Raw genomic sequence first — 24,578 nt, 5'->3', positions numbered from 1 at the left:
CGCTCCAATAAAGATGTTGGTTGAGCTGCTTACACAGCAGCGGCGCCAGCCACGATTTCCGAAAGTTCTTTCGTGATCGCTGCCTGGCGCGTCTTGTTGTAGACCAGCTTCAACTCGCCAATGACGCTGCCGGCGTTGTCGGTGGCGGCCTTCATGGCCACCATGCGTGCCGACTGCTCGGACGCCATGTTTTCCGCAACGGCCTGGTAGATCAGGGACTCGACATAGCGGACCAGCAGATCGTCGATCACGGTCTGTGCATCGGGCTCGTAGATGTAGTCCCAGCCATGTTCGGTCTTGTCGGCCTGCATCTGCGCGGACGACAGGGGGAGCAACTGCTCCACCACCGATTCCTGCTTCATGGTGTTGATGAACTTGGTGTACGAGAGGTACACCGCGTTGATCTTGCCTTCTGCATACGCATCGAGCAGCACCTTGACCGGTCCGATCAGCTTGTCCAGATGGGGCGTGTCGCCCAGGCCCGTCACGTGCGAAACCACCTTGGCACCGACACGGTTCAGGAAACCCAGGCCCTTGTTGCCAATGGCAACCGCCTCGGTGGACACGCCAGCGCCCTGCAGCTCACGCAGCTTGGACGTCACGACGCGCAGCACGTTGGTGTTCATGCCACCGCACAGGCCCTTGTCGGTCGTCACCACGATCACGCCAGCCGTCTTGGCATCGTTCACTTTCATGAACGGATGCACGTATTCAGGGTTGGCCTGGCCAAGATTGGCTGCAATGTTGCGGATCTTCTCGCTGTAAGGGCGGGCAGCCCGCATCCGCTCTTGCGCCTTGCGCATTTTGGATGCAGCCACCATTTCCATGGCTTTGGTGATCTTTTTGGTGTTCTCCACCGACTTGATCTTGCCGCGTATTTCCTTGCCTGCTGCCATGATGGCTCCTCGTCCGGTTTAAGCGAACGACTTCTTGAACGCGGCGATGGCTGCGGTCAATTCGGCTTCTGCGTCCTTGTCCATGGCCTTGGCCTGTTCCAGCTTGGCCAGCAGAGCGGCGTGGCTGGTCTTCAGGAACTGGTGCAGGCCGTGTTCGAAGTCGAGAACCTTCTTGACGTCGATGTCGTCCATGAAGCCCTTGTTCACAGCAAACAGCGTGGAAGCCATCAGCGAGATGGACAGCGGGCTGTACTGCGCCTGCTTGAGCAGTTCAGTCACGCGGGCACCGCGGTCGAGCTGCTTGCGGGTGGCTTCATCCAGGTCGGAAGCGAACTGCGCGAACGCAGCCAGTTCACGGTACTGGGCCAGGTCGGTACGGATACCACCGGACAGGTTCTTTACCAGCTTCGTCTGGGCAGCACCACCGACGCGCGACACCGAGATACCGGCGTTGATGGCGGGGCGGATACCGGCGTTGAACAGGCTGGTTTCCAGGAAGATCTGGCCGTCCGTGATCGAGATCACGTTGGTAGGCACGAAAGCAGACACGTCGCCAGCTTGCGTCTCGATGATCGGCAGTGCGGTCAGCGAACCAGTCTTGCCCTTGACTTCACCCTTGGTGAAGGCTTCGACGTAGTCGGCATTCACGCGGGCTGCACGTTCGAGCAGACGGCTGTGGAGATAGAACACGTCGCCAGGGTAGGCTTCGCGGCCTGGTGGGCGACGCAGCAGCAGCGACACTTGGCGGTAAGCCACAGCTTGCTTGGACAGGTCGTCATACACGATCAGGGCGTCTTCGCCACGGTCGCGGAAGTATTCGCCCATGGTGCAGCCGGAGTAGGCCGACACGTACTGCATGGCGGCCGATTCGGAAGCCGATGCGGCCACCACAATCGTGTATTCCATGGCACCCGCTTGTTCCAGTGCGCGCACCACGTTCTTGATCGACGAAGCCTTCTGACCGATGGCAACGTAAATACAGGTCACGCCCTGGCCCTTCTGGGCGATGATGGCGTCGATGGCCACTGCCGTCTTGCCGGTCTGGCGGTCACCAATGATCAGCTCGCGCTGGCCACGGCCCACAGGCACCATGGAGTCGATGGACTTCAGGCCGGTTTGCAGAGGCTGGTCCACCGATTTACGGGCGATCACGCCCGGAGCGACCTTTTCGATCACGTCGGTGAGCTTGGCGTTGATAGGACCCTTGCCATCAATGGGCTGGCCCAGGGCGTTCACCACGCGGCCGATCAGCTCGGGACCGACGGGTACTTCCAGAATGCGGCCCGTGCACTTGACGGTGTCGCCTTCGGAGATGTGCTCGTACTCACCCAGAATCACGGCGCCGACGGAGTCGCGCTCAAGGTTCAACGCCAGACCGTAGGAAGGCTGGCCGTCCTTGGTGGCGGGGAACTCCAGCATTTCGCCTTGCATCACGTCCGACAGGCCGTGAACGCGAGCGATACCGTCCGACACAGACACCACGGTGCCCTGATTGCGGATATCGCTGCTGGCAGCCAGACCTTCGATGCGGCTCTTGATGAGTTCAGAAATTTCTGCGGGATTGAGTTGCATGACTCTTTCCTTCTTTCTTTGGTTCGCTGTCCTCGCCGCGCGTTACGCGGTGAGGGCCGCTTTCATTTGTTCAAGACGGGCCTTGACCGAAGTGTCCAGCACCTCGTCACCCACCACTACGCGAATGCCGCCGATCAGGGACTCGTCCTGCTGAACAGCGAGATTGAGCTTGCGGCCGAAGCGCTTTTCCAGCGCTGCGCTGACCTCGGACAGTGCGGCACTGTCCATCGGAAAAGCGCTGTACACCACGGCATCCGAAGAGCCGTTGCGGCGATTCACGAGGGTACGAAACTGCGAAGCCACTTCCGGGAGCGCGTTGATGCGTCCGTTGTCGATGACTGTGCGCAGGAAATTCTTGGCCGTATCGGACAGCGCCGAACGCGCAACACCCGTGAAGACGGCAAACACCTGGTCTGCCGTCACCTTGGGGTTGTCCGCCAGCTGACGCAACTGGGGGTTGGCGGCAATGGCCGCCAGTTCATCGACCCAGTCAGCGGTGCTGGCCAGGTCCATGCCCGCACCCGCAGTAGCGGCCTTGAACAGGGCATCGGCGTAAGGGCGGGCAATGGTGGCGAGTTCAGCCATGTGTGTCCCCTTACAGCTCGGTCTTCAGGCGGTTGAGCAGGTCGGCGTGAACGCCGGCATTGACTTCCTTGCGGAGAATCTGCTCAGCACCCTTGACGGCCAGCGCTGCCACCTGCTCACGCAGGGCTTCGCGGGCTTGCACCGTTTGCTGCTCGGCTTCGGCACGGGCGGAGGCAACAATCTTGTTGCCTTCTTCCGTGGCGCGTGCCTTGGCTTCTTCGATGATGGCCTGGGCACGTCGGTCGGCGTCCGCAAGACGCGAGGCCGTTTCGTTGCGCGCCTGTGACAGCTCCTTTTCGACGCGCTGGTTGGCAGCGGTCAGTTCGGACTTGGCACGGTCGGCAGCAGCGAGGCCTTCGGCGATTTTCTGGGCTCGTTCATCCAACGCCTTCGCGATCGGGGGCCACACGAATTTCATCGTGAACCACACCAGGATCAAGAAGACGATGGCCTGAATGAACAGGGTCGCATTGATACTCACGGCAACACCTTTCTAGAGTGGCGTTGAACGGGACTTACTTGGGCAGGTTGGCCAAGAACGTCGAAGCGAAGGGGTTGGCGAAAGCGAACAGCAGAGCGATAGCCACGCCGATCAGGAAGGCGGCGTCGATCAGACCAGCCAAGATGAACATCTTGGTTTGCAGTTCGTTGATCAGTTCAGGCTGACGTGCCGACGATTCGAGGAACTTGCCGCCCATCAGTGCGATACCGATGGAAGCGCCGATAGCGCCCAGACCAACGATCAGACCACAAGCCAGAGCGACGAGACCGAGAATGTTTTCCATGATGACTCCTGAGTTAAAAAAGAAAGGTTGAAAAAGAAAAGGGAAACGAAAGGGAACCGTTAGTGCGCGTTGTGCGCCTGACCGAGGTAGATCAGTGCAAGCATCATGAAGATGAAGGCTTGCAGAGAGATCACCAGAATGTGGAACAGCGTCCAGATGGTGCCAGCGATGACGTGGCCCACAGGCAGCAGCACACCCGACAGCGACAGTGCAGCCGCACCACCCATCAGGGCGATCAGCATGAACACCAGTTCACCGGCGTACATGTTGCCGAACAACCGCATGCCATGCGATACGGTGTTGGCGACATATTCAATGATCTGCATCAGCAGATTCACGACGCCCAGAATCAGGGCGAAGATGGGGTTCTTGCTGGTGCCGAACGGAGCCGACACGAGTTCATGCGCCCAGCCGCCAGCGCCCTTGATCTTGACGCTGTACCAGAAGCGCAGGATCAGAATGGCAAATGCCAGCCCCAGGGTGGTAGACAGGTCGGCCGTAGGCACGACACGCAGATAGGCGTGGTGGGGATCATGACCAGCAGCGCCATAGATCTTGGCCCAGATGGCGGGCAGCAGGTCCACCGGCAACATGTCCATGAAGTTCATCAGGAAGATCCAGACAAACACCGTGAGACCCAGAGGAGCAATGAACTTGCGGCTCTCGGCGTTGTGGATATTGGCCTTGGCCTGGTTGTCCACCATCTCGACCAGCATTTCCACCGCCGCCTGGAAGCGACCGGGCACACCGGAGGTTGCCTTACGGGCAGCTGACCACAGAATCAAAAGGGTGAGCACACCCAGAACCAGACCGACGATGATCGAGTCGTAGTTGATGACGGTGAAATCAACAATCTTGGTCTGGTTGACGTTTTGAAGATGCTGCAGGTGGTGAACGATGTATTCACTTGCAGTCGGAGCGTGCGCTTCTGCGGCCATCGGACAACTCTTCTCTATATCAATCGGTTTTTCGGACACCGGGTCGCACCAAAAGCGCCACCCAGTACGTTTTCATTGCGACCACCATGCCAACCAGCAAGGCAATCCAGCTCAAGCCCGACACCAGCCGAGGTGCCGCAGCAAGCAGCGCCACCGTCAGCACGATCTTGGCAATCTCCCAACCAAAGAATCCCACCATGGCAGCACGCGGCTTGGAAGACGCCGAATGGCGCAACACACCGCGTGCAAACAACGCTGCCGGAGCCACCACAGCCAGCGCACCATAAGCCGCAGACCAGCCCACCGATGCCCTGCCCGTCAGAGCCCAGGCCACCAGGGCCACCAGCATCCCGACCAGTGCCTGACCCGCCACCACCTTCCACACAGAGATGGAAGGATTGCGACTGCGCCACACCTCGGCCTCCTCGGCCGTCAGGGGCTTGAAGTCAGATTCTTCAGCCTCAATTTCAGTCTCTGGCGGGATTGTTTTCATTGTTGAATGACGCCCGCGTTACAGACTGCAACTTTCACAAAGCCTCTAATTATAAGTAAAAACCCGTGACGCACGACAAAGACCTGCAAGCCCGGCCCAAAACCGGTGCGCGTGCATGCGCTGTTGTGGTGACAGGCCAACGGCTTTTCCCATCCTTCCCGCACTGCCGTGCACTGGCCTGGGGCAGGCTGCCTGCACCCCAGCGGCAGCACAACAACCCCGCTGGCGCACAATGGCAAAGCCCCGCCAGCTATTGAAACCGAAGCAGTACGCACCATGACAACCTCCAGCCCACCACCTGCCAATGGCCTCGACACACAGGCTAACGATCCACGCAAAGACTCGTTGATCGAATACCCCTCCAGGTTCCCCATCAAGGTCATGGGCGCCAAGGTGGACGGCTTTGTGCATGCTGTCACTGAACTGGCCCGCCAGTTCGACCCCACTTTTGACGCCAGCACCATTGAACTGCGAGACAGCCGCGCTGGCAATTACCTCGGAGTAACCATCACCATCACCGCGACCAGCCGGGAGCAGCTCGACGACCTGTACCGCGCACTGTCGTCACACCCCCTGGTGAAAGTGGTGCTGTAGCCCCGAGGCTGCAGCATGTTTGCCGCATGACCATCGACATTCGCATGCTGGGCCGCGTGGACTACGCCACCACCGTCCAGGCCATGCAGGACTACACCACCGCGCGTTCGGCCGGTACACCCGACGTGCTCTGGATGTGCGAGCACGCACCGCTGTACACACAAGGGCTCGCAGGCAAAAGTGATCACGTGCTGAACCCGGGCAACATTCCGGTGGTAGCCACCAACCGTGGCGGGCAGGTCACTTTCCACGGCCCCGGTCAGGTGGTGGCCTATCCGCTGATCGACCTGCAGCGCGCAGGTTACTTCGTCAAAGAGTACGTCTACCGCGTGGAAGAAGCCGTGATCCGCACGCTGGCGCACTTTGGCCTCACGGGCCACCGCGTGGGCGGCGCGCCTGGCATCTATGTGCGGCTGGACGACCCACACAGCCACGCCCTGCTGCCGCAGCGTCCGCAAAAGCGCATCGGCACGGCGGCGCCAATCCCGGACTTCGAGGGCCTGGGCAAGATCGCAGCCCTGGGCATCAAGGTCAGTCGACACAGCACTTACCACGGCGTGGCACTCAATGTGGCCATGGACCTGGAACCCTACTCGCGCATCAACCCTTGCGGTTACGCAGGTTTGCAAACAGTGGACCTTTCTACAATCGGGGTCCACACCACCTGGGAAGAAGCCGCGCAGGTGCTGGGCCAGCAGCTCAGCATCCGGTTGGCGCCCTGAACTCTGCCTACAGCCATGAGCACCCCTGAAGTCGTCCGCGAAGCGCAATCCACCGAAGCCTACAACCCGCTGGCCAAGCAAAAGGCAGCCGCCAAGCTGTCGCGCATTCCGATCAAGGTGGAACAGGCCGAGGTGCTCAAGAAGCCCGACTGGATTCGTGTGAAGGCAGGCAGCCCCACCACGCGCTTCTATGAGATCAAGGAGATCCTGCGCGAGCACAAGCTGCACACGGTGTGCGAAGAAGCCTCCTGCCCCAACATCGGCGAGTGTTTCGGCAAGGGCACGGCCACCTTCATGATCATGGGCGACAAGTGCACGCGCCGCTGCCCGTTCTGCGACGTGGGCCACGGCCGCCCCGACCCGCTGGACAAGGACGAGCCCCTGAACCTGGCCAAGACCATCGCCGCGCTCAAGCTCAAGTACGTGGTGATCACCAGCGTGGACCGCGACGATCTGCGCGACGGCGGCTCCGGCCATTTTGTGGAGTGCATCCAGAACATCCGCGAGTTGTCGCCCGCTACGCAGATCGAGATCCTGGTGCCCGACTTCCGGGGCCGCGACGACCGTGCGCTCGAAATCCTGAAAGCCGCACCACCCGACGTGATGAACCACAACCTGGAAACCGCACCCCGGCTGTACAAGGAAGCGCGCCCAGGCTCCGACTACCAGTTCAGCCTGAATCTGCTGAAAAAGTTCAAGGCCCTGCACCCCAATGTTCCCACCAAGAGCGGCATCATGGTTGGCTTGGGCGAGACGGACGAAGAGATCCTGCAGGTGATGCGCGACATGCGCGAACACAACATCGACATGCTGACCATCGGCCAGTACCTGTCGCCCAGCAACAGCCACCTGCCCGTGCGCCGCTACGTGCACCCCGACACCTTCAAGATGTTCGAGGAAGAGGCCTACAAGATGGGCTTCAGCCACGCTGCGGTTGGCGCCATGGTGCGCAGCAGCTACCATGCGGACCAGCAGGCGCACGCCGCTGGCGTTTAAGCCTAGCGGGACGCGCAACCCAGAGCACGATCATGGGCGCGGCGGAATCGCTCTCGCTGCGGCGCTACGGCGCATCGCCGGGCAGCCATAGCCACAATCACTTCCAGATACTGCTGGGTCTCTCCGGCGCACTGGACCTGGAAGTCGCGGGGCACGGTGTGCGCGTGGCGCCCGGTGGCGGCTGCGTGATTGCGCCGGGGGATCGCCACGACTTCGAATCGTCGCGCGGCAGCGTCTGCCTGGTGCTCGACAGCGCCCACCCCGGCTGGGCGCAGTGCGCCAGCGCGCAGCTCACTACCGCACTGCCCACCGATGCCCTGCCCCTGGCGCACTACCTGGCCAGCGCATTGCAACAAGGCCGCCCGCTGGCGCAGACCCACGGCCCGGCATTGCTGCTGGAAGCGTGGCTGGCGGGCTCAGCGCCCCATACTTCCCTCCACCGATCCACGCGCCAACGCACTATCGATTGGCCTGCTCTGCAGCGCTGGGCAGCCTTGCAATGGCACCGCGAACTCAACGTTGCCGACTTGGCGGCGCAGGTGCATCTGAGCCCCAGCCAGTTCGCTGCCAGGTGCCGCGAAGACCAGGGCATGGGTGCCATGGCCTGGCTGCGCGGCCAGCGCCTGGCACAGGCGCGGCTGCTGCGGGGCACAGGCATGGCCGTGGCCGAAGTGGCGCGGCGCACGGGCTACCGCTCGCCCTCGGCCCTCACGGCGGCACTGCGGCGCGCTGAAGATCACTGAATCACTGACAAAGGCTGCCGCGTCCAGCAGACGATCACCACGCGACGACGGACCATCGTTGCGCGACGATTCCGAATGTCCTGCGCGCGTAAGCTCGGCGCCATGCAAGCCAACCTGTACGCCCTGGGCGCCATCGCGCTGTGGGCCTCCCTCGCCTCGCTGGGTGTCTCGCTCACCCACATTCCACCGTTCCTGCTCACGGGCATTGCTCTCATCATCGGCAGCGTGCCAGCCTGGCCGTTTGTGCTGCGTGACCCGTCGCAGTGGCGCATTCCGCTGCGCACGCTAGCGCTCGGTGTGTATGGCCTGTTTGCGTACCACTTCCTGCTGTTCATTGCGCTGCGCCACGCGCCGCCCGTGGAGGCCAATCTGGTGAACTACCTGTGGCCGCTGTTCATCGTGGTGCTCTCGCCTGTGGTGCTGCCCGGTGTGGCGCTGCGCCTGCCGCATGTGCTGGCGGCGCTGCTGGGTTTTGGGGGCGCAGCCATTGCGATTGCGGGTGGACGCGAGCTGAGTGGCACGCTGGCCTGGGGTTACCTGCCCGCGCTGGCCGCAGCATTCATCTGGGCCACGTACTCGCTCATGACCAAGCGCGTGGCGGCTTTTCCGACCACGGCCATCGGCCTGTTCGGACTGGTGTCCGGCGTGCTGTCCCTGTTGTGCCATGTGGTGTTGGAGCCCGCCGTGGCGCTGCAGCCGCGCGACTGGGCCCTGCTGGCAGTGCTGGGCCTGGGGCCGCTGGGGGCGTCGTTTTTCATGTGGGACAAGGCCCTCAAGCTCGGAGACGCGCGGCACATCGGCATCCTGAGCTACATCACGCCGCTGGCGTCCACCGTGCTGCTGATCGTGGTGAGTGGCCGCACCTTTAGCTGGAGCATCGCACTGGCCACAGTGATGATCATCAGCGCGGCAGTGATGGGGATGCGGGCGCGCTGACCATGAGAAGTACGCATCAAATTGACCTCTAGCGCTTATCTATAAAGCGCTAGCAGCTACTATTTTTAGAGCAAAACTCTGTTACTCAAGAGGTCAGCAGCGCCGCAGGTTCATCGCCCTCCAGCACCTGCTGCGCCCAGGGCGCAAGCTTGCGCGTGTCGGCGCGTAGCACCTCCTGCTTCACAGCCAGGATCTGTGCGGGGTGCATGGAGAAACTGCGCAGGCCCAGGCCCAGCAGCAGGCGAGTCATGGTCACATCGCCCGCCGTTTCACCACACACACACACACTCTTGCCCTGGCGCTCGCCCTCGGCAATCACGTCGCCCACCAGGCGCAGCACGGCGGGGTGCAGCGGGTCGTACAGGTGCGCCACAGCCTCGTCGGCACGGTCGATGGCCAGGGTGTACTGGATCAGGTCGTTGGTGCCGATGGAGAGAAAGTCGAAGTACTTGAGGAAGGTGCGCACCATGAGCGCGGCGGCGGGCACCTCGATCATTGCGCCCAGCTGCACCGGGCCGTAGGGTTCGCCACGCGCATCCAGCTCACCCCGGGCCAGGTCCACCTGGGCGAGCGTCTGCTGAATTTCGTGCGTGTGCGCGAGCATGGGGAACAACAGGTTGACCTTGCCATGCGCCGCCGCACGCAGCACAGCGCGCAGCTGGGTGCGGAACATGGCCGGGTCGGCCAGGCTCCAGCGGATGGCGCGCAGGCCCAGCGCGGGGTTCAGGTAGTTGTCCTTGTGGCTCTTGTGGTCCAGCGGCTTGTCAGCGCCCACATCGATGGTGCGGATGGTGACGGGCAGGCCCTGCATGCCGTCAATGGCCTCGCAGTAGGCCCGGTACTGCTCGTCCTCGCCGGGCAGGTTGCCCGTTTTGCCCATGAACAGGAATTCGCTGCGGAACAGGCCCACGCCCACGGCCCCGGCGCGCACGGCGGTGGCCGCGTCGCCGGGTTGTTCGATGTTGGCCAGCAGCTCGATCTTGTGGCCGTCGATGGTGATGGCAGGGGTGTGGCGCAGCCGCGCCAGCCGCTCGCGCTCCAGCTCCACCTGGCGCTGGCGAAAGCCGTATTCGGCCAGGATGATGGGCGACGGATCGACAATGACCACACCTGCATCGCCGTCGATGATGACCCAGTCGTCCTGCCGCACCAGCTGACTGGCGGCGCGCGCACCGACCACGGCCGGGATGTCCATGCTGCGCGCCACGATGGCCGTGTGGCTGGTCTTGCCCCCCACATCGGTCACAAAGCCCGCAAACACGCTTTGCTTGAACTGCAGCATGTCGGCAGGCGAGAGGTCGTGCGCTACCAGCACCAGGGGCACGTCCACCGTGTCGTCGAGCAGCAGGTCTTGCTGCAGGCCCAGTTGCTTGTGGCGGCGCGGGCTGCTGACCGGCGGCGCCACGGGGCTGGCCACGCCCTTCATGTAGCGCAGGATGCGCTCGACCACCTGTTCCAGGTCAGCCTTGCGCTCGCGCAGGTACTCATCCTCCATCTCGTCGAACTGGCGCGCGATGACTTCAAGCTGCGTGGTCAACGCCCACTCGGCGTTGTACAGGCGCTCGGTGATCCAGTGCTTGACGCCGCCCGTGAGGGCCTCGTCCTGCAGCAGCATCAGGTGCACGTCGAGCAGCGCGGTCAGCTCATGCGGCGCATCGGCGGGCATGTCGGTCTGCAGGCGCTGCAGTTCCTCGACCACGGCATTGCGGCCGTTGCGCACCCGCTCAATCTCGCCCTCGACCTGTTCTGGCTTCACAAAATAGTGCGCCACGTCCACACGGCTGGACGCCACCAGCACGGCACGGCCGATGGCAATGCCGCGAGCGACTGCGAGACCGTGGACGGAAAAAGTCATTCACCCTCACCAAATTTGTCGGCAATCAAGGCCAGCAGGGCATCCATGGCCTCCTGTTCACGATCCCCGTTGGTTTCAATCTCCACCTCAGTGCCCATGCCGGCGGCCAGCATCATCACGCCCATGATGCTCTTGGCGTTGATGCGGCGGTCGCCACGGCTCATGAAAACCTCACAGGGGAAGCTGCCAGCCAGCTTGGTCAGCTTGGCCGAAGCGCGGGCATGCAGGCCCAATTTATTGCTGATGGTCGTACGTATCTTGATCATGTCGATTACGGGTGTTCTGGTTCTGCGGCGCGGAGATGGCCACCTGCATCACGCCCTGGGTGCCCCCCACCACGGCGCGGGTGACCACCGCGTCGAGGGGTTCGTGGCGGTAGCTCACGGCCCGCAGCAGCATGGGCAGGTTGACCCCCGTCACCAGGCGCGAGCGCACGCTCTCGATCACGCGCTGCGCCACGTTGCAGGGGGTAGCACCAAACACGTCGGTGAGCACCAGGGTGGAATCTGCGCCCAGCTGCTGCAGCATGATGCGGGCCTGTGCCAGCGACTCTTCGGGCGGCTGGTTGGGCTGCACGTCGAGAGCAGCCACGTTGTCGCCGCAGTCGGGAAACACATGCAGCGCACATTCGCGCAGTGCATGGGCCAACGGGGCGTGGGCAATGATGAGGATGCTGGTGGTGCTCATGGCGTGGTGGTTTGCAGCACATTATGGCGCCGCCCCTGCAGCAGGAACCACGCGTAGGCGACCGCGTTGCACGCCAGGTACACCGCCATCGCGGCCTGGAACGACTGCACTGTGGACAGGCCGGCCGCGGCAAAGGCGTCCACCCCCAGGCCAATGCCCCACTGCACCACAAACACGCCCGCAAAAATCACCAGGTTGTAGGCTGACAGCGCGCGCCCCGCCAGCGCCTGCGGGAACGCCATGGCCACCGCAGGCTGCGACAGCGACACAAACGTGCACGACACACAAAACAGAGCCCAGGCACCGCCTCCCGCCTGCGGCCCCGCGAGAATGATGCCCAGCAACACCACCAGGCACAGCGGCAAGCCCGCAGCCATCAGCCGGTCGGCTCCCAGCCCCTTGCGCAGCAGCCAAGGGTTGACCATGCCCCAGGTCCAGAACGTGCAGAGCATGGCCACATTGATCCAGAACAGCCCCGTGGCAGCCTCCAGCGGCGAGTAGCCCGCCACCCGCTGCATCCATGGGCCTGCCCACAGGGTCTGCATGGCCACCATGCCGCCGTACACAAAGAAGCCCAGGGGCGCCAGGCGCTGGAAATACGGGTGGCGCCACACCATCGCATAGCCCGGTGGCACAGTGACACTGCTGGGGCCGCGCTCCGCCGTGGCACCACCGCCACCGCCCGCGCCCGGTGTGCCCGCCGCCCAGCCGGGCACCCAAACGGCAATCACCACCATCGACAGCGCGATCAGCGCCGCCAAGCCCCAGAACAGCGGCCGCCACCCCACCAAGGGCAGTGCCCACTGCACAGGCAGCGTGGACGCCACCATGCCCAGCGAGCCCGTCATCAGCATCCAGGAGTTGGCGCGCATCTGCGCCGTGGGCTCAAACCAGCGCCTATAGCCCGTGAGCGGCGCCATGAGGCAGGCGCTGACGCCCGCACCACACAACACACGCCCGGCCAGCAAGCCCGAAAACCCCGTCGCCACCGAAAACACCAGGCTGCCCACCACGGCCACGCCCAGAAATCCCAGCGCCACCTTGCGGGGGCCATGCCGGTCCAGCCAGGTGCCCAGCGGCAGCTGCGTGGCCGCAAAGCCCAGAAAGTACCCGCCCGCAAGCAAGCCCAGGTCGCTGGCCTGCAGCGAAAACTCCTGCGCCAGTGTGGGCGCTAGCGTGGCCGTAACAGCCCGCACCAGCGCCGACAGGAAGTAGGCGAAGGCAAAGGCCAGAAAAACGATGACCGCTGCCCGCCTGGGCAACACCGCATGCCCGGTCATTGGAGCACCATCCCTGCAAAGAACTGGTCGGCCAACTCGGGGCGGGGCTTGCCCGTGTAAACCACCGCGTGGTACAGCCGCATCTGCGGCCCCGCAGCGCGCGCAAACCACACGCCCTGGGCAAACACGGGGCTGCCATCGGCACGCTGGCCTTGCACCACGGTGCGCACCGACTGCGGCAGGGGCAGTGCACCCTTGGGGGCATACGGCGCATCAGCCGCCGTGGCTGCGGCGCCCGCGCCGAGGTTGGCGACCACAGCGGCCCGCCAGTGCCGCAGGGCAGCGCCCGCTTGGGCAGGGTCTGCCAGGGCCGCATGCGACACGGCAAATGTGGCGCCGTCGGCATCGCAGCCCGCCATGGACAGCTCGACGGGCACCCCCGCCAGTTCGACCGTGCGCGTGGCCTGGTCGGGCTTGCAAGGCAAGGTGATGGTGATGCCGGCCTCGGGCAAAGGCACGCTGCGCCAGTTCAGCGCAGGGCTGCAGCCCACGAGCAGCCACAGCAACGGCGGCAGGGCAGCAGCCCGGGTTGGTGTCCAGTTCATCGGTCGATTATCGGCACAGTGACCCAGATCAACAGGCGGCATCCCCTGCGGGCGAACTTTTGCCCGCCAAGCCGACTCCATCCGAAGTTCGGCCTGCGGGCCACCCGTGAAGACGGGCGTTGTTGTTAGGGCAGGTCCGGCACAATGCCGGTAGCAGGCCCGGGTACCCACAGGGGCCACAGTTTCAGGATGAATGGACAAGTCATGGCGATCAAGCATTGGGCGGCAGGGGTGGCAGTGGCAGCATTTGCGGCCGTGGGTGCCTATGTGTACCTGGATACAGGCCGCTCTGCGGCACCGGAATCCACCTTCGTGTTGCTAAACGGCACGAGCCAATCCACCGCCGATCTGCGCGGCAAGGTCACGCTGGTGAATTTCTGGGCCACCAGCTGCACCACCTGCGTGGCCGAAATGCCCGAGATCGTGGCCACCTACAACAAGTACCACGCCAAAGGCTTCGACACGCTGGCCGTGGCCATGAGCTACGACCCGCCCAGCTACGTGGTGAACTTTGCCGAAACCCGCAAACTGCCCTTCAAGGTGGCGATCGACAACACCGGCAAGGTGGCCCAGGCCTGGGGCGATGTGCGCCTCACGCCCTCAACCTTCATCGTCAACAAGCGCGGCGAGATCGTGAAAACCTATGTGGGGGCGCCGAACTTCCCCGAGTTGCATCAATTGATAGAGAAGTTGCTCGCAGAGACCTGAGCTGCGCCTCCGTCAGTCCTTCCAAAGACAAAAGGCCGATTTCATGAGAAATCGGCCTTTTGCGCTTATGAGGCAAGCGCCAGCAGCTATCAATTTTTCAAATTACCTCTGAAACTGGCGTTGCCCAGACGAGCGGACGCCGCGCAAGGGCCGCCCCGCCGCGCTGGCGCCGTCCCCCTTCCCGGAGCGCGTAGCGCGTAGAGAGAAGGGGGAAGCGGCGCAGCCGCTCAGGGGGATGTGCCTTATTTCGCGCGGTAATTGTCGTGGCAGGCCTTGCAGGTGCCGGCGGCCGCGCCGAATGCGGTCTTGAGGTTGTCCAGATTGCCCGTCTTGGCCGCAGCGGCCAGCTTGACGGATTCGGCTTCGAGCTTGTCGGAATGCTCCTTGAACTTGGCCTGTTCGGTCCAGATTTCAGGCAGTGCCTTGGTGGGCGCGCCCTTGTCGGTGCCCGCGCCAAATCCTGCCCAGGGCAGCTTGGCCATCTGCGCCACCACGTCCGCGTTCTCCTGCGCGGCCTTGGCGTCGAACGGGATACGGCCATTGGCCATGGCCCCGAGGCGGCCAAAGTGCTGGCCCATCACAAACAGCGCGCTCTGGCGGTATTTGATGGCGTCTTCCGCCTTGGCGAACTGGGCAGAGGCCGGTGCAGACAAGGTCAGCGTAGCGGCGGCAAGGGCGAACGCGGCAAGTGCTTTCATAGGGGGATTCCTTTTTCGTGGGTGGACAGGCTCTGAGAGCCCGGGGCAAGTATGCCGTTTTACCGCCCATTTCGCAGCGGGCATGCTCTTTCGGGTTGACCCCGCCTCCTTCACAATGCGGCCCACCACCCTTCGTCCAACCACCCTGCCCCGCCGCCATGACGCAACACTCCGTACGCATCTGGGACCTTCCCACCCGCATCTTCCACTGGGCACTCGCCGCGAGCGTCGTGGGCCTGGTCATCACCGCCAAGGTGGGGGGCAACGCCATGGAATGGCATTTCCGGCTGGGGTACGGCGTGTTGGCGCTGCTGATGTTCCGCATGGTCTGGGGGCTGATGGGCGGGCGCTGGTCGCGCTTCACGAGTTTTCTGTACTCCCCGATGCGGGTGCTGCGGTATCTGCGCGGCTCAGCCCACGCCGAAGACAGCATTGGCCACAGCCCACTGGGCGCCCTGTCGGTCTTTGCGCTGCTGGCCGTGCTGGTGGCCCAGGTGGCCACCGGTTTGCTCAGTGATGACGAGATCGCCTTCGCTGGCCCGCTCACCCGGTTTGTGTCGAATGCAGTGGTCGGCCAGGCCACGGGCTACCACAAGGAAATTGGCCAGTACCTGGTGCTGGGGCTGGTGGGGTTGCACCTGATCGCCATCATTTTCTATGTGCTGGTTCGCCGCCAACGCCTCGTCCGGCCCATGCTGCAGGGCGACAAACTGCTGCCCGCCCCGGCCACGCCGTCTCGCGACGACTTGACCAGCCGGGCCGTGGCGCTGGTGGTGCTGGCCCTCAGTGCCGCGCTGGCCTGGTGGGTGTCCTCTCTGGGGGCTGCGGCGGGGTTCTAGCCAGACTCGCTACACTGCGGCTTCCGCTGTTTTGAACTACTGCGTTTTGGACAAGCCTTCCGTCACCCTGCTGACCCCCACCTCGCCCGCCGAGATGGAAGCGGTCCGCACCATCTTCCGGGAGTACGCCGACACCCTCGGCGTAGACCTGTGTTTCCAGGACTTCGAGACCGAACTCGCGGGCCTGCCCGGCGACTACGGCCCGCCGCGCGGCGCACTGCTGCTGGCCCAGGTCGAAGGGGCGATTGCCGGCTGCTGCGCCCTTCGGCCACTGGATACGGCCGACTACCCCAACGCGAGCGAAATGAAACGGCTGTACGTGCGCAAAGCCTTCCGGGGCTTCGGCCTGGGCCGCGAACTCGCGGAGGCCATGCTCGACCGGGCGCGCCAGGCGGGTTACGCCTGCGTGCTGCTCGACACGCTCGACGACATGGAATCGGCCCGGGCGCTGTACACCGACCTGGGCTTTGAAGAGATTCCACCCTACTACCACAACCCCATTGCGGGGGCGCACTACCTCAAGGTTGATATTTCTTGAGTTTTTTTGGCGCCTGGCGCTCACTGGTATTGCATCAATAGCTATTAAATTTATAGCAACTATAGAATCAGACCGGCCCGGTGCCAAGCACTTCGAGCCTGTTGATCAGGATCGAGCCGTGGGGCAGCCCCACGGTGTTGTCTTCCAACGCGTCCATCGCGGCGCGCGAACCTCCCGCCACCCGTGGCGTGCAGTTCGCACCCAACCCGCAGGTTGGCACCGGGCCAACTTCCTACACTTCGCAGCTTCGTGACGAAGACTCCAGCCAGCACACGCGCACTGGCCAAGGCGCTGGCCATGGCCGTGCTGGCCGATGCACGGGAGCCGGAGCGTCGCACCCTCCAGGCACTGGCAGCGCGCGCAGGTGCCTGCCTGGGTAACAACACGACCCTGGCGGACAGCCCCGTTCCACTGCCCCCGCCCTTGCTCGAACAGCTGCGCCGCCTGTCCCACGCGTCCGGGGCCGAATGGGCGCGGCTGGAGCCTGAGGACGTGGCCACCTGGCTGTGCTGGGGTGTCTGGTGGCGCAAAGCGGGGCTGCGCAATGGCGCCACCCTGCAGTCGCTTACGACGACCCTCGGCCAGCAGGAGGAAAAAGACCAGAACGCCTGGGACGAGCTGGTGGGCTACGACGATGAAAACGCCGAACCAGCCCTGCCTTTGCACCAATGGCCCGACCCCCAACTCGCCCGGGCTTTCCGCACCTGGGCCGCCAGCCCACGCACCGGGGAGCCGTTGCACTGGCTGCTGCGCTCCGCCACGGCAGGCGCGCACCCCGCATGGATGGGCCGTGAGCGCACCACGCCCGTGCTGCTGGCCGCCACCGACGTAACCGAGGCCCTGGCCGTTTCGCTGGATGACCTCCTGTGGCTCGCGCCCGAGCATGCGCACTGGCGCGAACGCCAGGACGGGGGTCATGCCCTGCCCCTTTCGCACTATCGCTACCGCCTGCTGCCCAAGCCCAGCGGTGGGCTGCGCCTGCTGGAGGCGCCCCGCCCGCGCCTGGCCAGCACGCAGCGCCGCATTCTGGACAGCCTGCTGGCTGACGTGCCCGTGCACGAGGCCGCGCATGGCTTTGTGCGCGGCCACGGCGTGGGCACCCACGCACAGGTCCGCACCCAGCAGGCTGTGGTGATACGGTTTGACCTGGCCGATTTCTTCATGTGCATCACGGCCACCCGCGTGCGCGCGCTGTGGCGGGCACTGGGCCATGGTCGCCCGGCCGCCGAGCTGCTCACGCGGCTGACCACCACGCGAACCCCTCAGGCCGTCCGGGAACGATTGCTGGAAGCAGCCCCCCTGCCGCGGGAGGCCATCGCGCAGCGCCGTGCCATCAGCACGCGCCTGAAACAGCCCCATTTGCCGCAGGGTGCGCCCACGTCGCCCGCCCTGGCAAATCTGTGCGCCTTCGGGCTGGACCTGCGGCTGAACGCCCTGGCAGAGCGCTTTGGCGCGCGCTACACACGCTATGCCGACGACCTGGTGTTTTCAGGTTCAAAGGCGCTGCACCAGAAGTGGGTGGACTTGCGCGCCTGGGTGACCGCCATTGCCCAGGACGAAGGATTCACCCTGCGCGCGGACAAGACCCGCGTGATGCCGGCGCACCAGCGGCAGTATGTGACGGGACTGGTGGTCAACGAGCGCATCAACTACAGCCGCACACAGTTCGACATCCTCAAGGCGCGCCTGCACCGGCTGGGCCAACAGCCCCAGGTGGACATCAGCGAACGGGCCCGGCTGACCGGCGAGGTCCAATGGGCCAGTCAATGGCTGGCGCCGACACGCAGTGCGAAGCTGCAGCAGCTGCTCCATGCCATACGGTTTTCCAACGAGATTTAGATCCGCTCAAGGCCTTCCCGGGATCACGTTTATGGCCGGCTTCGCCAGTTCTCGCCACAGCAATGGCGACCCCGGTAGCCGACCCAAGCCAGAACGCCCCACATCGCAGGGAGCAACTCGGCGCAGCCGGTTAACGCCGAACTCAAGCCTTTTGGGCTTGCTGGAGCAGCGTGTCAGCGTCGCTCACTTCAAATTTGCCCGGGGCTTCCACGTTGAGGGTGACCACTTTGCCGTCGCGCACCAGCATCGAATAACGGTTGCTGCGCAGACCCAGGCCCTTGCCCGTCAGATCCAGCGTCAGACCTGTGGCCTTGGCGAAAGTGGCGTCGCCGTCGCCCAACATGCGGACCTTGCCATCGGTCTTCTGGTCACGTGCCCATGCGCCCATGACGAAGGCGTCGTTCACGCTCACGCACCAGATCTCATCCACACCAGCGGCCTTGAACTCGGCGGCCTTTTCCACATAGCCTGGCACATGCTTGGCCGAGCAGGTGGGCGTAAACGCTCCGGGCAATGCAAACAGGGCAATCGTCTTGCCAGCCGTAGCCTTGTCTACAGGCACAGGGTTCGGGCCGATGCTGCAGCCTTCGCCCTCGACTTCCGAATATTCCATGAGCGTGCTGGCAGGCAGGGTGTCACCGACTTTGATCATTGTTATCTCCTTGGGATGGTGGAATGGATAGCGGGATGAATGGGATTGGATACGCGAAGTGCCCCGCGCCGCCAACACAACATGACGTGCGCAAAACAAGGCTCAGACAAGCGACTCACGCCAAAGCGAGTTGATGCCGCATCCCGATTTGCCTGAGTCTTAAAAAAAGTCGTCCACAAAGCAAAACGACCCACATTGTGGGTCGTTTTGAAAGGCTTTGCCGTCCGGGGTCTTGACCCCGGGGCAATGGGATGCTGGTTTACAGCAGACCGGCCTTTTGCACCAAGCGGGTAGCCACCCAGTTCTTGGTCTTGGAGAGCGGACGGCTTTCGGTAATTTCGATCACGTCGCCCAGCTTGTACTCGCCATTCTCATCATGGGCGTGGTACTTGCTCGACTTCGCAACGATCTTGCCGTAGAGCTCGTGCTTCACACGGCGCTCGACCAGCACGGTCACAGTCTTCTGACGCTTGTCGCTGACCACCTTGCCAACCAAGGTGCGCTTGAGGGATTTTTTAGGTTCCGTCATGTGGGCTCCTTACTTGGCGGCTTGCTTTTCAGCAAGAATGGTCTTTGCACGGGCGATATCGCGGCGGGTGGTGCGCAGCGTGTTGGTGTTAGCCAATTGCTGCGTAGCCTTTTGCATGCGCAGGCCGAAGTGGGCCTTTTGCAGCGCCTTGATTTCGGCTTCGATACCGGCGACGTCTTTTTGGCGAAGTTCAGTAGTCTTCATTGCTTGTTCTCCTGAATTAAGCGCCAAGGTGACGACTGACAAACGTGGTGCGCAGCGGCAGCTTGGCTGCAGCCAGGCGGAACGCTTCGCGGGCCAGTTCTTCAGGCACACCGACGATCTCAAAAACGATCTTGCCGGGCTGGATTTCGGCCACGTAGTACTCGGGGTTGCCCTTACCGTTACCCATACGCACTTCTGCGGGCTTGGTAGAGATTGGCTTGTCCGGGAACACGCGGATCCAGATACGGCCGCCACGCTTGACGTGACGGGAAATCGCACGGCGTGCAGCTTCGATCTGGCGGGCCGTGAGACGGCCACGATCGGTGCACTTCAGACCGAAATCACCGAACGCAACGGAGGCACCCCGCGTTGCGACACCGGTATTACGGCCCTTTTGCTCCTTGCGGTACTTGCGGCGAGCAGGTTGCAGCATACTTATTCTCCTTTTCCGTCCGCTGCTGTAGCGGGCGCGGCGACTTTGCGTACGCGCTTAACGGCGGTGTTATCAGCGCCACCAGCTTCCACTGGCTTGTCGCTGCCGTCGGCCGGAGCGGTGTTACCACCGACTGGACGACGTGGGCCACGGCCTGCGCCTGGACGATCGCCACCTGGGCGGCCGTCACGGCGTGGACCGCGTGGGCGGCGTTCTTCGTCTGGACGTGGGGTTTCCACGGCAGGCAGGTCGTTACGACCCAGCGTATCGCCCTTGTAGACCCAGACCTTGACGCCGATCACACCGTAGGTGGTCTTGGCTTCAGAGGTACCGTAGTCAATGTCGGCGCGCAGCGTGTGAAGTGGCACGCGGCCTTCACGGTACCACTCGCAACGAGCGATTTCGATACCATTCAGACGACCGGACGACATGATCTTGATGCCCTGGGCACCCAAACGCATGGCGTTCTGCATGGCACGCTTCATGGCGCGGCGGAACATGATCCGCTTTTCGAGCTGTTGCGTGATGCTGTCGGCGATCAGCTTGGCATCGATTTCAGGCTTGCGCACTTCTTCGATGTTGACTGCCACTGGCACGCCCAGGCGAAGCGCGAGTTCCTTCTTGAGGTTCTCGATGTCTTCACCCTTCTTGCCGATCACCACACCAGGACGTGCCGAGTAAATGGTGATACGGGCGTTCTTGGCTGGACGCTCGATCAGGATGCGCGACACAGCCGCGTTCTTCAACTTGGCCTTCAGGTACTCACGCACCTTGATGTCTTCGGCCAGCATGCCCGCGAAGTCGCGGTTGCTGGCGTACCAACGGCTGGACCAGTTGCGGCTGACCGCAAGGCGGAAGCCGGTAGGATGGATTTTTTGTCCCATAGTCTTCCCGAGCCTTTAGTTGCCAACCGTCACGTACACATGGCACGTGGGCTTGCTGATGCGGTTGCCGCGGCCTTTGGCGCGCGCGGTGAAGCGCTTGAGCGTGGTGCCTTGTTCGACGTAGATGGTCTTGACCTTCAGTTCGTCGATGTCAGCGCCATCGTTGTGTTCGGCATTGGCGATGGCCGACTCCAGAACTTTCTTGACGATTCCCGCAGCTTTTTTCTGCGTGAAGTTCAGGATGTTCAGAGCCTGGTCCACCTTCTTGCCGCGGATCAGGTCAGCGACCAGACGGCCCTTGTCGACCGACAGACGGACGCCCCGGAGGACTGCACGTGTTTCAGACATGGTCGTTCCTTACTTCTTCGCTTTTTTGTCAGCGGGGTGACCCTTGAAGGTGCGCGTCAGGGCGAATTCGCCCAGCTTGTGGCCCACCATCTGGTCGGTGACATAGACAGGTACGTGCTGCTTGCCGTTGTGCACGGCAATGGTCAGACCGATGAACTCGGGCAGAACCATGGAGCGACGCGACCAGGTCTTGACTGGTTTCTTGTCCTTGGTGGCGACGGCCTTTTCGACCTTGGCCAGCAAGTGATGGTCAACAAATGGACCCTTTTTAAGAGAGCGAGTCATCTGTTACCCCTTACTTCTTGCGACGCGACACGATCATGATCTGTGTGCGCTTGTTGTTACGGGTGCGATAACCCTTGGTCAGATTGCCCCAAGGATCGACTGCATGGCGGCCTTCGCCGGTGCGGCCTTCGCCACCACCGTGAGGGTGATCCACTGGGTTCATGGCAACGCCGCGAACCGTTGGGCGAATACCCATCCAGCGCTTCACACCGGCCTTGCCCAATTGGCGCAGGCTATGTTCTTCGTTGGCCACTTCACCAATGGTGGCGCGGCATTCGATGTGGATCTTGCGCACTTCACCCGAGCGCATACGCACCTGGGCATAGACGCCTTCACGGGCCAGCAGCGTTGCCGAAGCACCGGCCGAGCGAGCGATCTGTGCACCAGCACCGGGCTTTAGCTCGATGCAGTGGATGGTCGAACCCACGGGGATGTTGCGGATAGGCAGCGTGTTGCCAGCGCGGATCGGGGCTTCCGAACCGGACAGCAGGGTTGCGCCCACTTCCAGGTTGCGGGGAGCGATGATGTAACGGCGCTCGCCGTCGGCATAGCACACCAGAGCGATGTGGGCCGTACGGTTGGGATCGTACTCAATGCGCTCAACCTTGGCCGGAATGCCGTCCTTGTTGCGCTTGAAGTCCACTACGCGGTAGTGGTGCTTGTGACCACCGCCCTTGTGGCGGGTGGTGATGTGACCGTTGTTGTTACGGCCGGCCTTCTGGAATTGTGGTTCCAGCAGGGGGGCGTACGCTTCACCCTTGTACAGGTGGTCACGCGTGACCTTCACCACGGCACGTTGGCCGGGCGAAGTGGGTTTCATCTTGATGACAGCCATGATTACGCGGCCTCCCCGGAGAGGTTCAGCTCTTGACCTGGTTGCAGCGTGACGTATGCCTTGCGAACGTTGTCGCGGCGGCCGATGGTCTTGCCAAAACGCTTGGTCTTGCCTTTGGTGTTCACCACAGAAACGCCCTTGACCTCGACCTTGAACATCAATTCCACAGCGGCCTTGATTTCTGGCTTGGTTGCGTTCTGCAGCACCTTGAACGTCACAGCATTGGACTTTTCAGCAACCATGGTGGCCTTTTCGGACACGATGGGAGCGACCAGCACTTGCATCAGACGACCTTCGTCAAACTTGAGTGTGCTCATGCGAACATCTCCTTGAGTTTGTCGATTGCACCCTTGGTGACGAGCACTTTCTTGAAACGCACCAGCGACACGGGATCGGCGTAACGGGGCTCAACGACGAGCACGTTCACCAGATTGCGCGAAGCCAAGTACAGGTTTTCGTCCACTTCGTCGGCAATCACCATCACCGATTGCAGGTTCATCGCCTTGAACTTGTCGGCCAGGACCTTGGTCTTGGGGGAATCAAGCTTCAGCGAATCGACCACAGCCAGACGGCCTTCGCGGGCCAGCTGCGACAAGATGGCGGACATACCGGCGCGGTACATCTTCTTGTTGATCTTCTGCGTGAAATTTTCGTCAGGCATGTTCGGGAAAATCCGACCACCCCCACGCCACAGTGGCGAGGAAGTCATACCTGCACGTGCGTTACCCGTACCCTTTTGCTTGAAAGGCTTCTTGGTCGAGTGACGGACTTGCTCGCGGTCCTTCTGGGCGCGGGTGCCTTGGCGTGCATTGGCCTGGTAGGCCACGACGATCTGGTGCACCAGATCTTCGTTGTATTCACGACCGAACACGGTTTCGGGAACATCCAGCTTGGACGCGCCTTGGCCTTGGTCATTCAGGAGTTCGAGCTGCATTAGTTCGCTCCTTTGGAAGATTTGGCCTTGACCGCTGGACGCACCGTCACGAACCCACCCTTGGAGCCCGGAATAGCGCCCTTGATCAAGAGCAGTTGACGCGCTTCGTCGATGCGGATGACATCGAGGTTTTGCGTGGTCTTGGTGACATCGCCGAGGTGGCCCGTCATGCGCTTGCCGGGGAACACGCGACCGGGGTCTTGTGCCATACCGATCGAGCCAGGCACGTTGTGCGAACGGCTGTTACCGTGCGACGCGCGCTGCGAGCTCATGTTGTGACGCTTGATGGTACCGGCATAACCTTTACCGATGGAAGTGCCTTGCACATCGACCTTCTGGCCCACGGCAAACACATCGGCGGCAGGAACAGTAGCACCCGCGGCGTACTTGCCAGCGGTTTCTGCGGTCACGCGGAATTCCTGGATGATTTCACCGGCTTCCACACCTGCCTTGGCAAGGTGGCCGGCTTCTGGCTTGGTTACGCGCGATGCTTTGCGCGAACCAAACGTGACCTGCAAGGCCACGTAGCCATCGTTCTCTTGGGTTTTGACCTGGGTAACGCGGTTGTTGGACACATCCACCACCGTGACAGGCACTGCGTCCCCATCATCGGTGAACAGACGCATCATGCCCACTTTGCGACCCAGCAACCCGAGGGAGTTGCTCAGACTCATTGGTTTTCTCCAAAACTCTCACCGCCACAACTTCAATTGGCTGCAGCGTTTCCGCAAGCTCTCGCCCGCGTGTATGAAAGAAGGTTAATAAAACTCCGCCAATGCACACCTTTTAACAGGCGCAAATTGAGCGAAGCCCTAAAGTATAACGCGAACTGCTCTTTCAAACAAGTTCGCGTTATTTCAGACACTGCAAGGCGGGCGGACCCACCTCACAACGGCCGTCGCTACATCACTGCAGCTTGATTTCGACGTCCACGCCAGCAGGCAGGTCGAGCTTCATCAGGGCGTCAACGGTCTTGTCCGTTGGGTCCACGATGTCCATCAGACGCTGGTGCGTGCGGATTTCGAGCTGGTCGCGGCTGGTCTTGTTGACGTGCGGCGAGCGCAGGATGTCGAAACGCTTCATGCGTGTCGGCAGGGGCACGGGGCCCTTGACGATGGCGCCGGTGCGCTTGGCAGTGTCAACGATCTCGGCAGCGGACTGGTCGATCAGCTTGTAGTCAAACGCCTTCAGGCGGATGCGGATTTTTTGCTTGGACATGGCAAGT

Annotated in this window: 34 protein-coding genes; 9 read left to right on the top strand and 25 right to left on the bottom strand. The window is 62.7% G+C overall.

All coding sequences use genetic code 11. The annotated features are described in order from the left end of the window. Positions 1–29 precede the first annotated feature (29 nt). Genes atpG through C8C94_RS20470 form a run of 7 tightly spaced genes read right to left on the bottom strand, consistent with a single transcriptional unit; the run spans position 30 to position 5,269 of the window. Positions 30–896: a F0F1 ATP synthase subunit gamma gene (gene atpG, locus C8C94_RS20500; protein WP_055396242.1), complete on the bottom strand. Its 867-nt coding sequence runs from the start codon at positions 894–896 to the stop codon at positions 30–32. Positions 897–914: 18 nt separating this feature from the next. Further along, the gene (gene atpA / locus C8C94_RS20495) at positions 915–2,468 is read right to left on the bottom strand and encodes a F0F1 ATP synthase subunit alpha (RefSeq protein WP_121422015.1); all 1,554 of its coding nucleotides are present in this window, start codon (positions 2,466–2,468) and stop codon (positions 915–917) included. 42 nt (positions 2,469–2,510) lie between these two features. Continuing rightward, complete coding sequence (locus C8C94_RS20490; RefSeq protein WP_055396238.1) at positions 2,511–3,053, bottom strand: F0F1 ATP synthase subunit delta; 543 nt, start codon at positions 3,051–3,053, stop codon at positions 2,511–2,513. Positions 3,054–3,063: 10 nt separating this feature from the next. Then, a complete protein-coding gene (locus C8C94_RS20485) occupies positions 3,064–3,534 on the bottom strand; it encodes a F0F1 ATP synthase subunit B (protein ID WP_007847746.1) in 471 nt (156 codons plus the stop codon). A gap of 34 nt (positions 3,535–3,568) precedes the next feature. Further along, the gene (gene atpE / locus C8C94_RS20480; RefSeq protein WP_007847749.1) at positions 3,569–3,838 is read right to left on the bottom strand and encodes a F0F1 ATP synthase subunit C; all 270 of its coding nucleotides are present in this window, start codon (positions 3,836–3,838) and stop codon (positions 3,569–3,571) included. A 59-nt stretch (positions 3,839–3,897) separates the two neighbouring features. Then, complete coding sequence (gene atpB / locus C8C94_RS20475; RefSeq protein WP_121422014.1) at positions 3,898–4,776, bottom strand: F0F1 ATP synthase subunit A; 879 nt, start codon at positions 4,774–4,776, stop codon at positions 3,898–3,900. Between the two features lie 19 nt (positions 4,777–4,795). Continuing rightward, the gene (locus C8C94_RS20470) at positions 4,796–5,269 is read right to left on the bottom strand and encodes an ATP synthase subunit I (protein ID WP_055396234.1); all 474 of its coding nucleotides are present in this window, start codon (positions 5,267–5,269) and stop codon (positions 4,796–4,798) included. A gap of 276 nt (positions 5,270–5,545) precedes the next feature. On the opposite strand from C8C94_RS20470, the gene C8C94_RS20465 reads away from it, so the two are divergent. The 5 genes from C8C94_RS20465 (at position 5,546) to C8C94_RS20445 (ending at position 9,260) form a co-directional block, all read left to right on the top strand. Then, positions 5,546–5,863 carry a YbeD family protein gene (locus C8C94_RS20465; protein WP_055396230.1) on the top strand — a complete coding sequence of 106 codons (318 nt, stop codon included), beginning with the start codon at positions 5,546–5,548 and terminating at the stop codon, positions 5,861–5,863. A gap of 26 nt (positions 5,864–5,889) precedes the next feature. After that, positions 5,890–6,585 (top strand): lipoyl(octanoyl) transferase LipB, encoded by a 696-nt coding sequence (gene lipB, locus C8C94_RS20460; protein ID WP_121422013.1) that lies wholly within the window; start codon positions 5,890–5,892, stop codon positions 6,583–6,585. A 15-nt stretch (positions 6,586–6,600) separates the two neighbouring features. Then, a complete protein-coding gene (lipA, locus tag C8C94_RS20455) occupies positions 6,601–7,581 on the top strand; it encodes a lipoyl synthase (RefSeq protein ID WP_121422012.1) in 981 nt (326 codons plus the stop codon). A gap of 32 nt (positions 7,582–7,613) precedes the next feature. Continuing rightward, positions 7,614–8,324 carry an AraC family transcriptional regulator gene (locus tag C8C94_RS20450; RefSeq protein WP_121422011.1) on the top strand — a complete coding sequence of 237 codons (711 nt, stop codon included), beginning with the start codon at positions 7,614–7,616 and terminating at the stop codon, positions 8,322–8,324. Positions 8,325–8,426: 102 nt separating this feature from the next. Beyond that, a complete protein-coding gene (locus C8C94_RS20445; protein WP_121422010.1) occupies positions 8,427–9,260 on the top strand; it encodes a DMT family transporter in 834 nt (277 codons plus the stop codon). A gap of 85 nt (positions 9,261–9,345) precedes the next feature. Here the strand turns inward: C8C94_RS20445 and ptsP are convergent, their stop codons facing one another. From ptsP to C8C94_RS20420, 5 genes are read right to left on the bottom strand one after another with little or no spacing between them, the layout of a single operon-like run. Beyond that, positions 9,346–11,115, bottom strand: coding sequence for a phosphoenolpyruvate--protein phosphotransferase (ptsP, locus tag C8C94_RS20440; protein ID WP_121422009.1), 1,770 nt, complete (start codon positions 11,113–11,115; stop codon positions 9,346–9,348). Next, positions 11,112–11,381 carry an HPr family phosphocarrier protein gene (locus C8C94_RS20435; RefSeq protein ID WP_121422008.1) on the bottom strand — a complete coding sequence of 90 codons (270 nt, stop codon included), beginning with the start codon at positions 11,379–11,381 and terminating at the stop codon, positions 11,112–11,114. Before C8C94_RS20435 ends, ptsP begins: the two co-directional genes overlap by 4 nt. Next, the gene (locus C8C94_RS20430) at positions 11,350–11,802 is read right to left on the bottom strand and encodes a PTS sugar transporter subunit IIA (RefSeq protein WP_121422007.1); all 453 of its coding nucleotides are present in this window, start codon (positions 11,800–11,802) and stop codon (positions 11,350–11,352) included. The genes C8C94_RS20435 and C8C94_RS20430 overlap by 32 nt, the downstream gene beginning before the upstream one ends. Next, a complete protein-coding gene (locus C8C94_RS20425; RefSeq protein ID WP_121422006.1) occupies positions 11,799–13,082 on the bottom strand; it encodes an MFS transporter in 1,284 nt (427 codons plus the stop codon). Before C8C94_RS20425 ends, C8C94_RS20430 begins: the two co-directional genes overlap by 4 nt. Continuing rightward, entirely contained in the window at positions 13,079–13,627 is a 549-nt protein-coding gene (locus C8C94_RS20420; protein ID WP_055395000.1) for a hypothetical protein, read from the bottom strand. Before C8C94_RS20420 ends, C8C94_RS20425 begins: the two co-directional genes overlap by 4 nt. A 204-nt stretch (positions 13,628–13,831) precedes the next feature. Here C8C94_RS20420 and C8C94_RS20415 point away from each other — a divergent pair, with 204 nt between their 5' ends. After that, positions 13,832–14,335 (top strand): peroxiredoxin, encoded by a 504-nt coding sequence (locus tag C8C94_RS20415; protein ID WP_121422005.1) that lies wholly within the window; start codon positions 13,832–13,834, stop codon positions 14,333–14,335. A gap of 242 nt (positions 14,336–14,577) precedes the next feature. Here C8C94_RS20415 and C8C94_RS20410 read toward each other — a convergent pair whose 3' ends face one another. Further along, the gene (locus C8C94_RS20410; RefSeq protein ID WP_055394996.1) at positions 14,578–15,033 is read right to left on the bottom strand and encodes a cytochrome c; all 456 of its coding nucleotides are present in this window, start codon (positions 15,031–15,033) and stop codon (positions 14,578–14,580) included. A gap of 158 nt (positions 15,034–15,191) precedes the next feature. Between C8C94_RS20410 and C8C94_RS20405 the strand changes: the two genes are divergently transcribed. The 3 genes from C8C94_RS20405 (at position 15,192) to C8C94_RS26080 (ending at position 18,249) form a co-directional block, all read left to right on the top strand. Further along, positions 15,192–15,872, top strand: a complete 681-nt coding sequence (locus tag C8C94_RS20405) for a cytochrome b/b6 domain-containing protein (protein WP_121422004.1) — start codon at positions 15,192–15,194, stop codon at positions 15,870–15,872. Positions 15,873–15,918: 46 nt separating this feature from the next. Continuing rightward, positions 15,919–16,410, top strand: coding sequence for a GNAT family N-acetyltransferase (locus C8C94_RS20400; RefSeq protein WP_121422003.1), 492 nt, complete (start codon positions 15,919–15,921; stop codon positions 16,408–16,410). A gap of 921 nt (positions 16,411–17,331) precedes the next feature. Next, positions 17,332–18,249, top strand: coding sequence for a reverse transcriptase family protein (locus tag C8C94_RS26080; RefSeq protein WP_370449769.1), 918 nt, complete (start codon positions 17,332–17,334; stop codon positions 18,247–18,249). 142 nt (positions 18,250–18,391) lie between these two features. On the opposite strand, the gene C8C94_RS20390 is transcribed toward C8C94_RS26080, so the two are convergent. The 12 genes from C8C94_RS20390 to rpsJ form a co-directional block, all read right to left on the bottom strand. Beyond that, complete coding sequence (locus C8C94_RS20390; protein ID WP_055394989.1) at positions 18,392–18,901, bottom strand: peroxiredoxin; 510 nt, start codon at positions 18,899–18,901, stop codon at positions 18,392–18,394. Positions 18,902–19,160: 259 nt separating this feature from the next. After that, positions 19,161–19,430: a 30S ribosomal protein S17 gene (rpsQ, locus tag C8C94_RS20385; RefSeq protein ID WP_055394987.1), complete on the bottom strand. Its 270-nt coding sequence runs from the start codon at positions 19,428–19,430 to the stop codon at positions 19,161–19,163. A 9-nt stretch (positions 19,431–19,439) separates the two neighbouring features. Further along, on the bottom strand, positions 19,440–19,634 hold the full coding sequence (gene rpmC / locus C8C94_RS20380; protein ID WP_055394985.1) for a 50S ribosomal protein L29: 195 nt from the start codon (positions 19,632–19,634) through the stop codon (positions 19,440–19,442). Positions 19,635–19,650: 16 nt separating this feature from the next. Beyond that, positions 19,651–20,067: a 50S ribosomal protein L16 gene (rplP, locus tag C8C94_RS20375; RefSeq protein ID WP_015012190.1), complete on the bottom strand. Its 417-nt coding sequence runs from the start codon at positions 20,065–20,067 to the stop codon at positions 19,651–19,653. A gap of 2 nt (positions 20,068–20,069) precedes the next feature. Then, positions 20,070–20,951, bottom strand: coding sequence for a 30S ribosomal protein S3 (gene rpsC, locus C8C94_RS20370; protein ID WP_055394983.1), 882 nt, complete (start codon positions 20,949–20,951; stop codon positions 20,070–20,072). A gap of 15 nt (positions 20,952–20,966) precedes the next feature. Then, the gene (gene rplV, locus C8C94_RS20365; RefSeq protein WP_007847806.1) at positions 20,967–21,299 is read right to left on the bottom strand and encodes a 50S ribosomal protein L22; all 333 of its coding nucleotides are present in this window, start codon (positions 21,297–21,299) and stop codon (positions 20,967–20,969) included. 9 nt (positions 21,300–21,308) lie between these two features. Next, on the bottom strand, positions 21,309–21,584 hold the full coding sequence (rpsS, locus tag C8C94_RS20360; protein WP_010467177.1) for a 30S ribosomal protein S19: 276 nt from the start codon (positions 21,582–21,584) through the stop codon (positions 21,309–21,311). 10 nt (positions 21,585–21,594) lie between these two features. Next, entirely contained in the window at positions 21,595–22,419 is an 825-nt protein-coding gene (rplB, locus tag C8C94_RS20355) for a 50S ribosomal protein L2 (RefSeq protein ID WP_010467175.1), read from the bottom strand. 2 nt (positions 22,420–22,421) lie between these two features. Beyond that, positions 22,422–22,736 (bottom strand): 50S ribosomal protein L23, encoded by a 315-nt coding sequence (gene rplW / locus C8C94_RS20350; protein WP_010467173.1) that lies wholly within the window; start codon positions 22,734–22,736, stop codon positions 22,422–22,424. Then, positions 22,733–23,353, bottom strand: a complete 621-nt coding sequence (rplD, locus tag C8C94_RS20345) for a 50S ribosomal protein L4 (protein ID WP_008906425.1) — start codon at positions 23,351–23,353, stop codon at positions 22,733–22,735. The genes rplW and rplD overlap by 4 nt, the downstream gene beginning before the upstream one ends. Next, positions 23,353–24,027 carry a 50S ribosomal protein L3 gene (rplC, locus tag C8C94_RS20340; RefSeq protein WP_121422001.1) on the bottom strand — a complete coding sequence of 225 codons (675 nt, stop codon included), beginning with the start codon at positions 24,025–24,027 and terminating at the stop codon, positions 23,353–23,355. The genes rplD and rplC overlap by 1 nt, the downstream gene beginning before the upstream one ends. 232 nt (positions 24,028–24,259) lie before the next feature. After that, positions 24,260–24,571, bottom strand: a complete 312-nt coding sequence (gene rpsJ / locus C8C94_RS20335; RefSeq protein WP_005796953.1) for a 30S ribosomal protein S10 — start codon at positions 24,569–24,571, stop codon at positions 24,260–24,262. Positions 24,572–24,578: the final 7 nt, after the last annotated feature.

Source organism: Acidovorax sp. 94 (genome assembly GCF_003634645.1).
Taxonomy (GTDB): domain Bacteria; phylum Pseudomonadota; class Gammaproteobacteria; order Burkholderiales; family Burkholderiaceae_C; genus Acidovorax; species Acidovorax facilis.
This window is presented reverse-complemented; position numbering and strand designations above follow the sequence as displayed.

Coding starts and splice junctions, on each gene's coding strand:
- rplP (WP_015012190.1), bottom strand. CDS start 20,067: ATGCTGCAACCTGCTCGCCGCAAGTACCGCAAGGAGCAAAAGGGCCGT.
- C8C94_RS20465 (WP_055396230.1), top strand. CDS start 5,546: ATGACAACCTCCAGCCCACCACCTGCCAATGGCCTCGACACACAGGCT.
- rpsC (WP_055394983.1), bottom strand. CDS start 20,951: ATGGGACAAAAAATCCATCCTACCGGCTTCCGCCTTGCGGTCAGCCGC.
- C8C94_RS20490 (WP_055396238.1), bottom strand. CDS start 3,053: ATGGCTGAACTCGCCACCATTGCCCGCCCTTACGCCGATGCCCTGTTC.
- ptsP (WP_121422009.1), bottom strand. CDS start 11,115: ATGACTTTTTCCGTCCACGGTCTCGCAGTCGCTCGCGGCATTGCCATC.
- C8C94_RS20425 (WP_121422006.1), bottom strand. CDS start 13,082: ATGACCGGGCATGCGGTGTTGCCCAGGCGGGCAGCGGTCATCGTTTTT.
- C8C94_RS20390 (WP_055394989.1), bottom strand. CDS start 18,901: ATGATCAAAGTCGGTGACACCCTGCCTGCCAGCACGCTCATGGAATAT.
- rplB (WP_010467175.1), bottom strand. CDS start 22,419: ATGGCTGTCATCAAGATGAAACCCACTTCGCCCGGCCAACGTGCCGTG.
- C8C94_RS20410 (WP_055394996.1), bottom strand. CDS start 15,033: ATGAAAGCACTTGCCGCGTTCGCCCTTGCCGCCGCTACGCTGACCTTG.
- rpsQ (WP_055394987.1), bottom strand. CDS start 19,430: ATGACGGAACCTAAAAAATCCCTCAAGCGCACCTTGGTTGGCAAGGTG.
- rplW (WP_010467173.1), bottom strand. CDS start 22,736: ATGAGCACACTCAAGTTTGACGAAGGTCGTCTGATGCAAGTGCTGGTC.
- C8C94_RS20430 (WP_121422007.1), bottom strand. CDS start 11,802: ATGAGCACCACCAGCATCCTCATCATTGCCCACGCCCCGTTGGCCCAT.
- rpsS (WP_010467177.1), bottom strand. CDS start 21,584: ATGACTCGCTCTCTTAAAAAGGGTCCATTTGTTGACCATCACTTGCTG.
- C8C94_RS20470 (WP_055396234.1), bottom strand. CDS start 5,269: ATGAAAACAATCCCGCCAGAGACTGAAATTGAGGCTGAAGAATCTGAC.
- lipB (WP_121422013.1), top strand. CDS start 5,890: ATGACCATCGACATTCGCATGCTGGGCCGCGTGGACTACGCCACCACC.
- rplC (WP_121422001.1), bottom strand. CDS start 24,027: ATGAGTCTGAGCAACTCCCTCGGGTTGCTGGGTCGCAAAGTGGGCATG.
- rplD (WP_008906425.1), bottom strand. CDS start 23,353: ATGCAGCTCGAACTCCTGAATGACCAAGGCCAAGGCGCGTCCAAGCTG.
- atpG (WP_055396242.1), bottom strand. CDS start 896: ATGGCAGCAGGCAAGGAAATACGCGGCAAGATCAAGTCGGTGGAGAAC.
- C8C94_RS20450 (WP_121422011.1), top strand. CDS start 7,614: ATGGGCGCGGCGGAATCGCTCTCGCTGCGGCGCTACGGCGCATCGCCG.
- lipA (WP_121422012.1), top strand. CDS start 6,601: ATGAGCACCCCTGAAGTCGTCCGCGAAGCGCAATCCACCGAAGCCTAC.
- C8C94_RS20415 (WP_121422005.1), top strand. CDS start 13,832: ATGGCGATCAAGCATTGGGCGGCAGGGGTGGCAGTGGCAGCATTTGCG.
- rpsJ (WP_005796953.1), bottom strand. CDS start 24,571: ATGTCCAAGCAAAAAATCCGCATCCGCCTGAAGGCGTTTGACTACAAG.
- rplV (WP_007847806.1), bottom strand. CDS start 21,299: ATGTCTGAAACACGTGCAGTCCTCCGGGGCGTCCGTCTGTCGGTCGAC.
- C8C94_RS20445 (WP_121422010.1), top strand. CDS start 8,427: ATGCAAGCCAACCTGTACGCCCTGGGCGCCATCGCGCTGTGGGCCTCC.
- C8C94_RS20435 (WP_121422008.1), bottom strand. CDS start 11,381: ATGATCAAGATACGTACGACCATCAGCAATAAATTGGGCCTGCATGCC.
- atpA (WP_121422015.1), bottom strand. CDS start 2,468: ATGCAACTCAATCCCGCAGAAATTTCTGAACTCATCAAGAGCCGCATC.
- rpmC (WP_055394985.1), bottom strand. CDS start 19,634: ATGAAGACTACTGAACTTCGCCAAAAAGACGTCGCCGGTATCGAAGCC.
- C8C94_RS20405 (WP_121422004.1), top strand. CDS start 15,192: ATGACGCAACACTCCGTACGCATCTGGGACCTTCCCACCCGCATCTTC.
- C8C94_RS20420 (WP_055395000.1), bottom strand. CDS start 13,627: ATGAACTGGACACCAACCCGGGCTGCTGCCCTGCCGCCGTTGCTGTGG.
- atpE (WP_007847749.1), bottom strand. CDS start 3,838: ATGGAAAACATTCTCGGTCTCGTCGCTCTGGCTTGTGGTCTGATCGTT.
- atpB (WP_121422014.1), bottom strand. CDS start 4,776: ATGGCCGCAGAAGCGCACGCTCCGACTGCAAGTGAATACATCGTTCAC.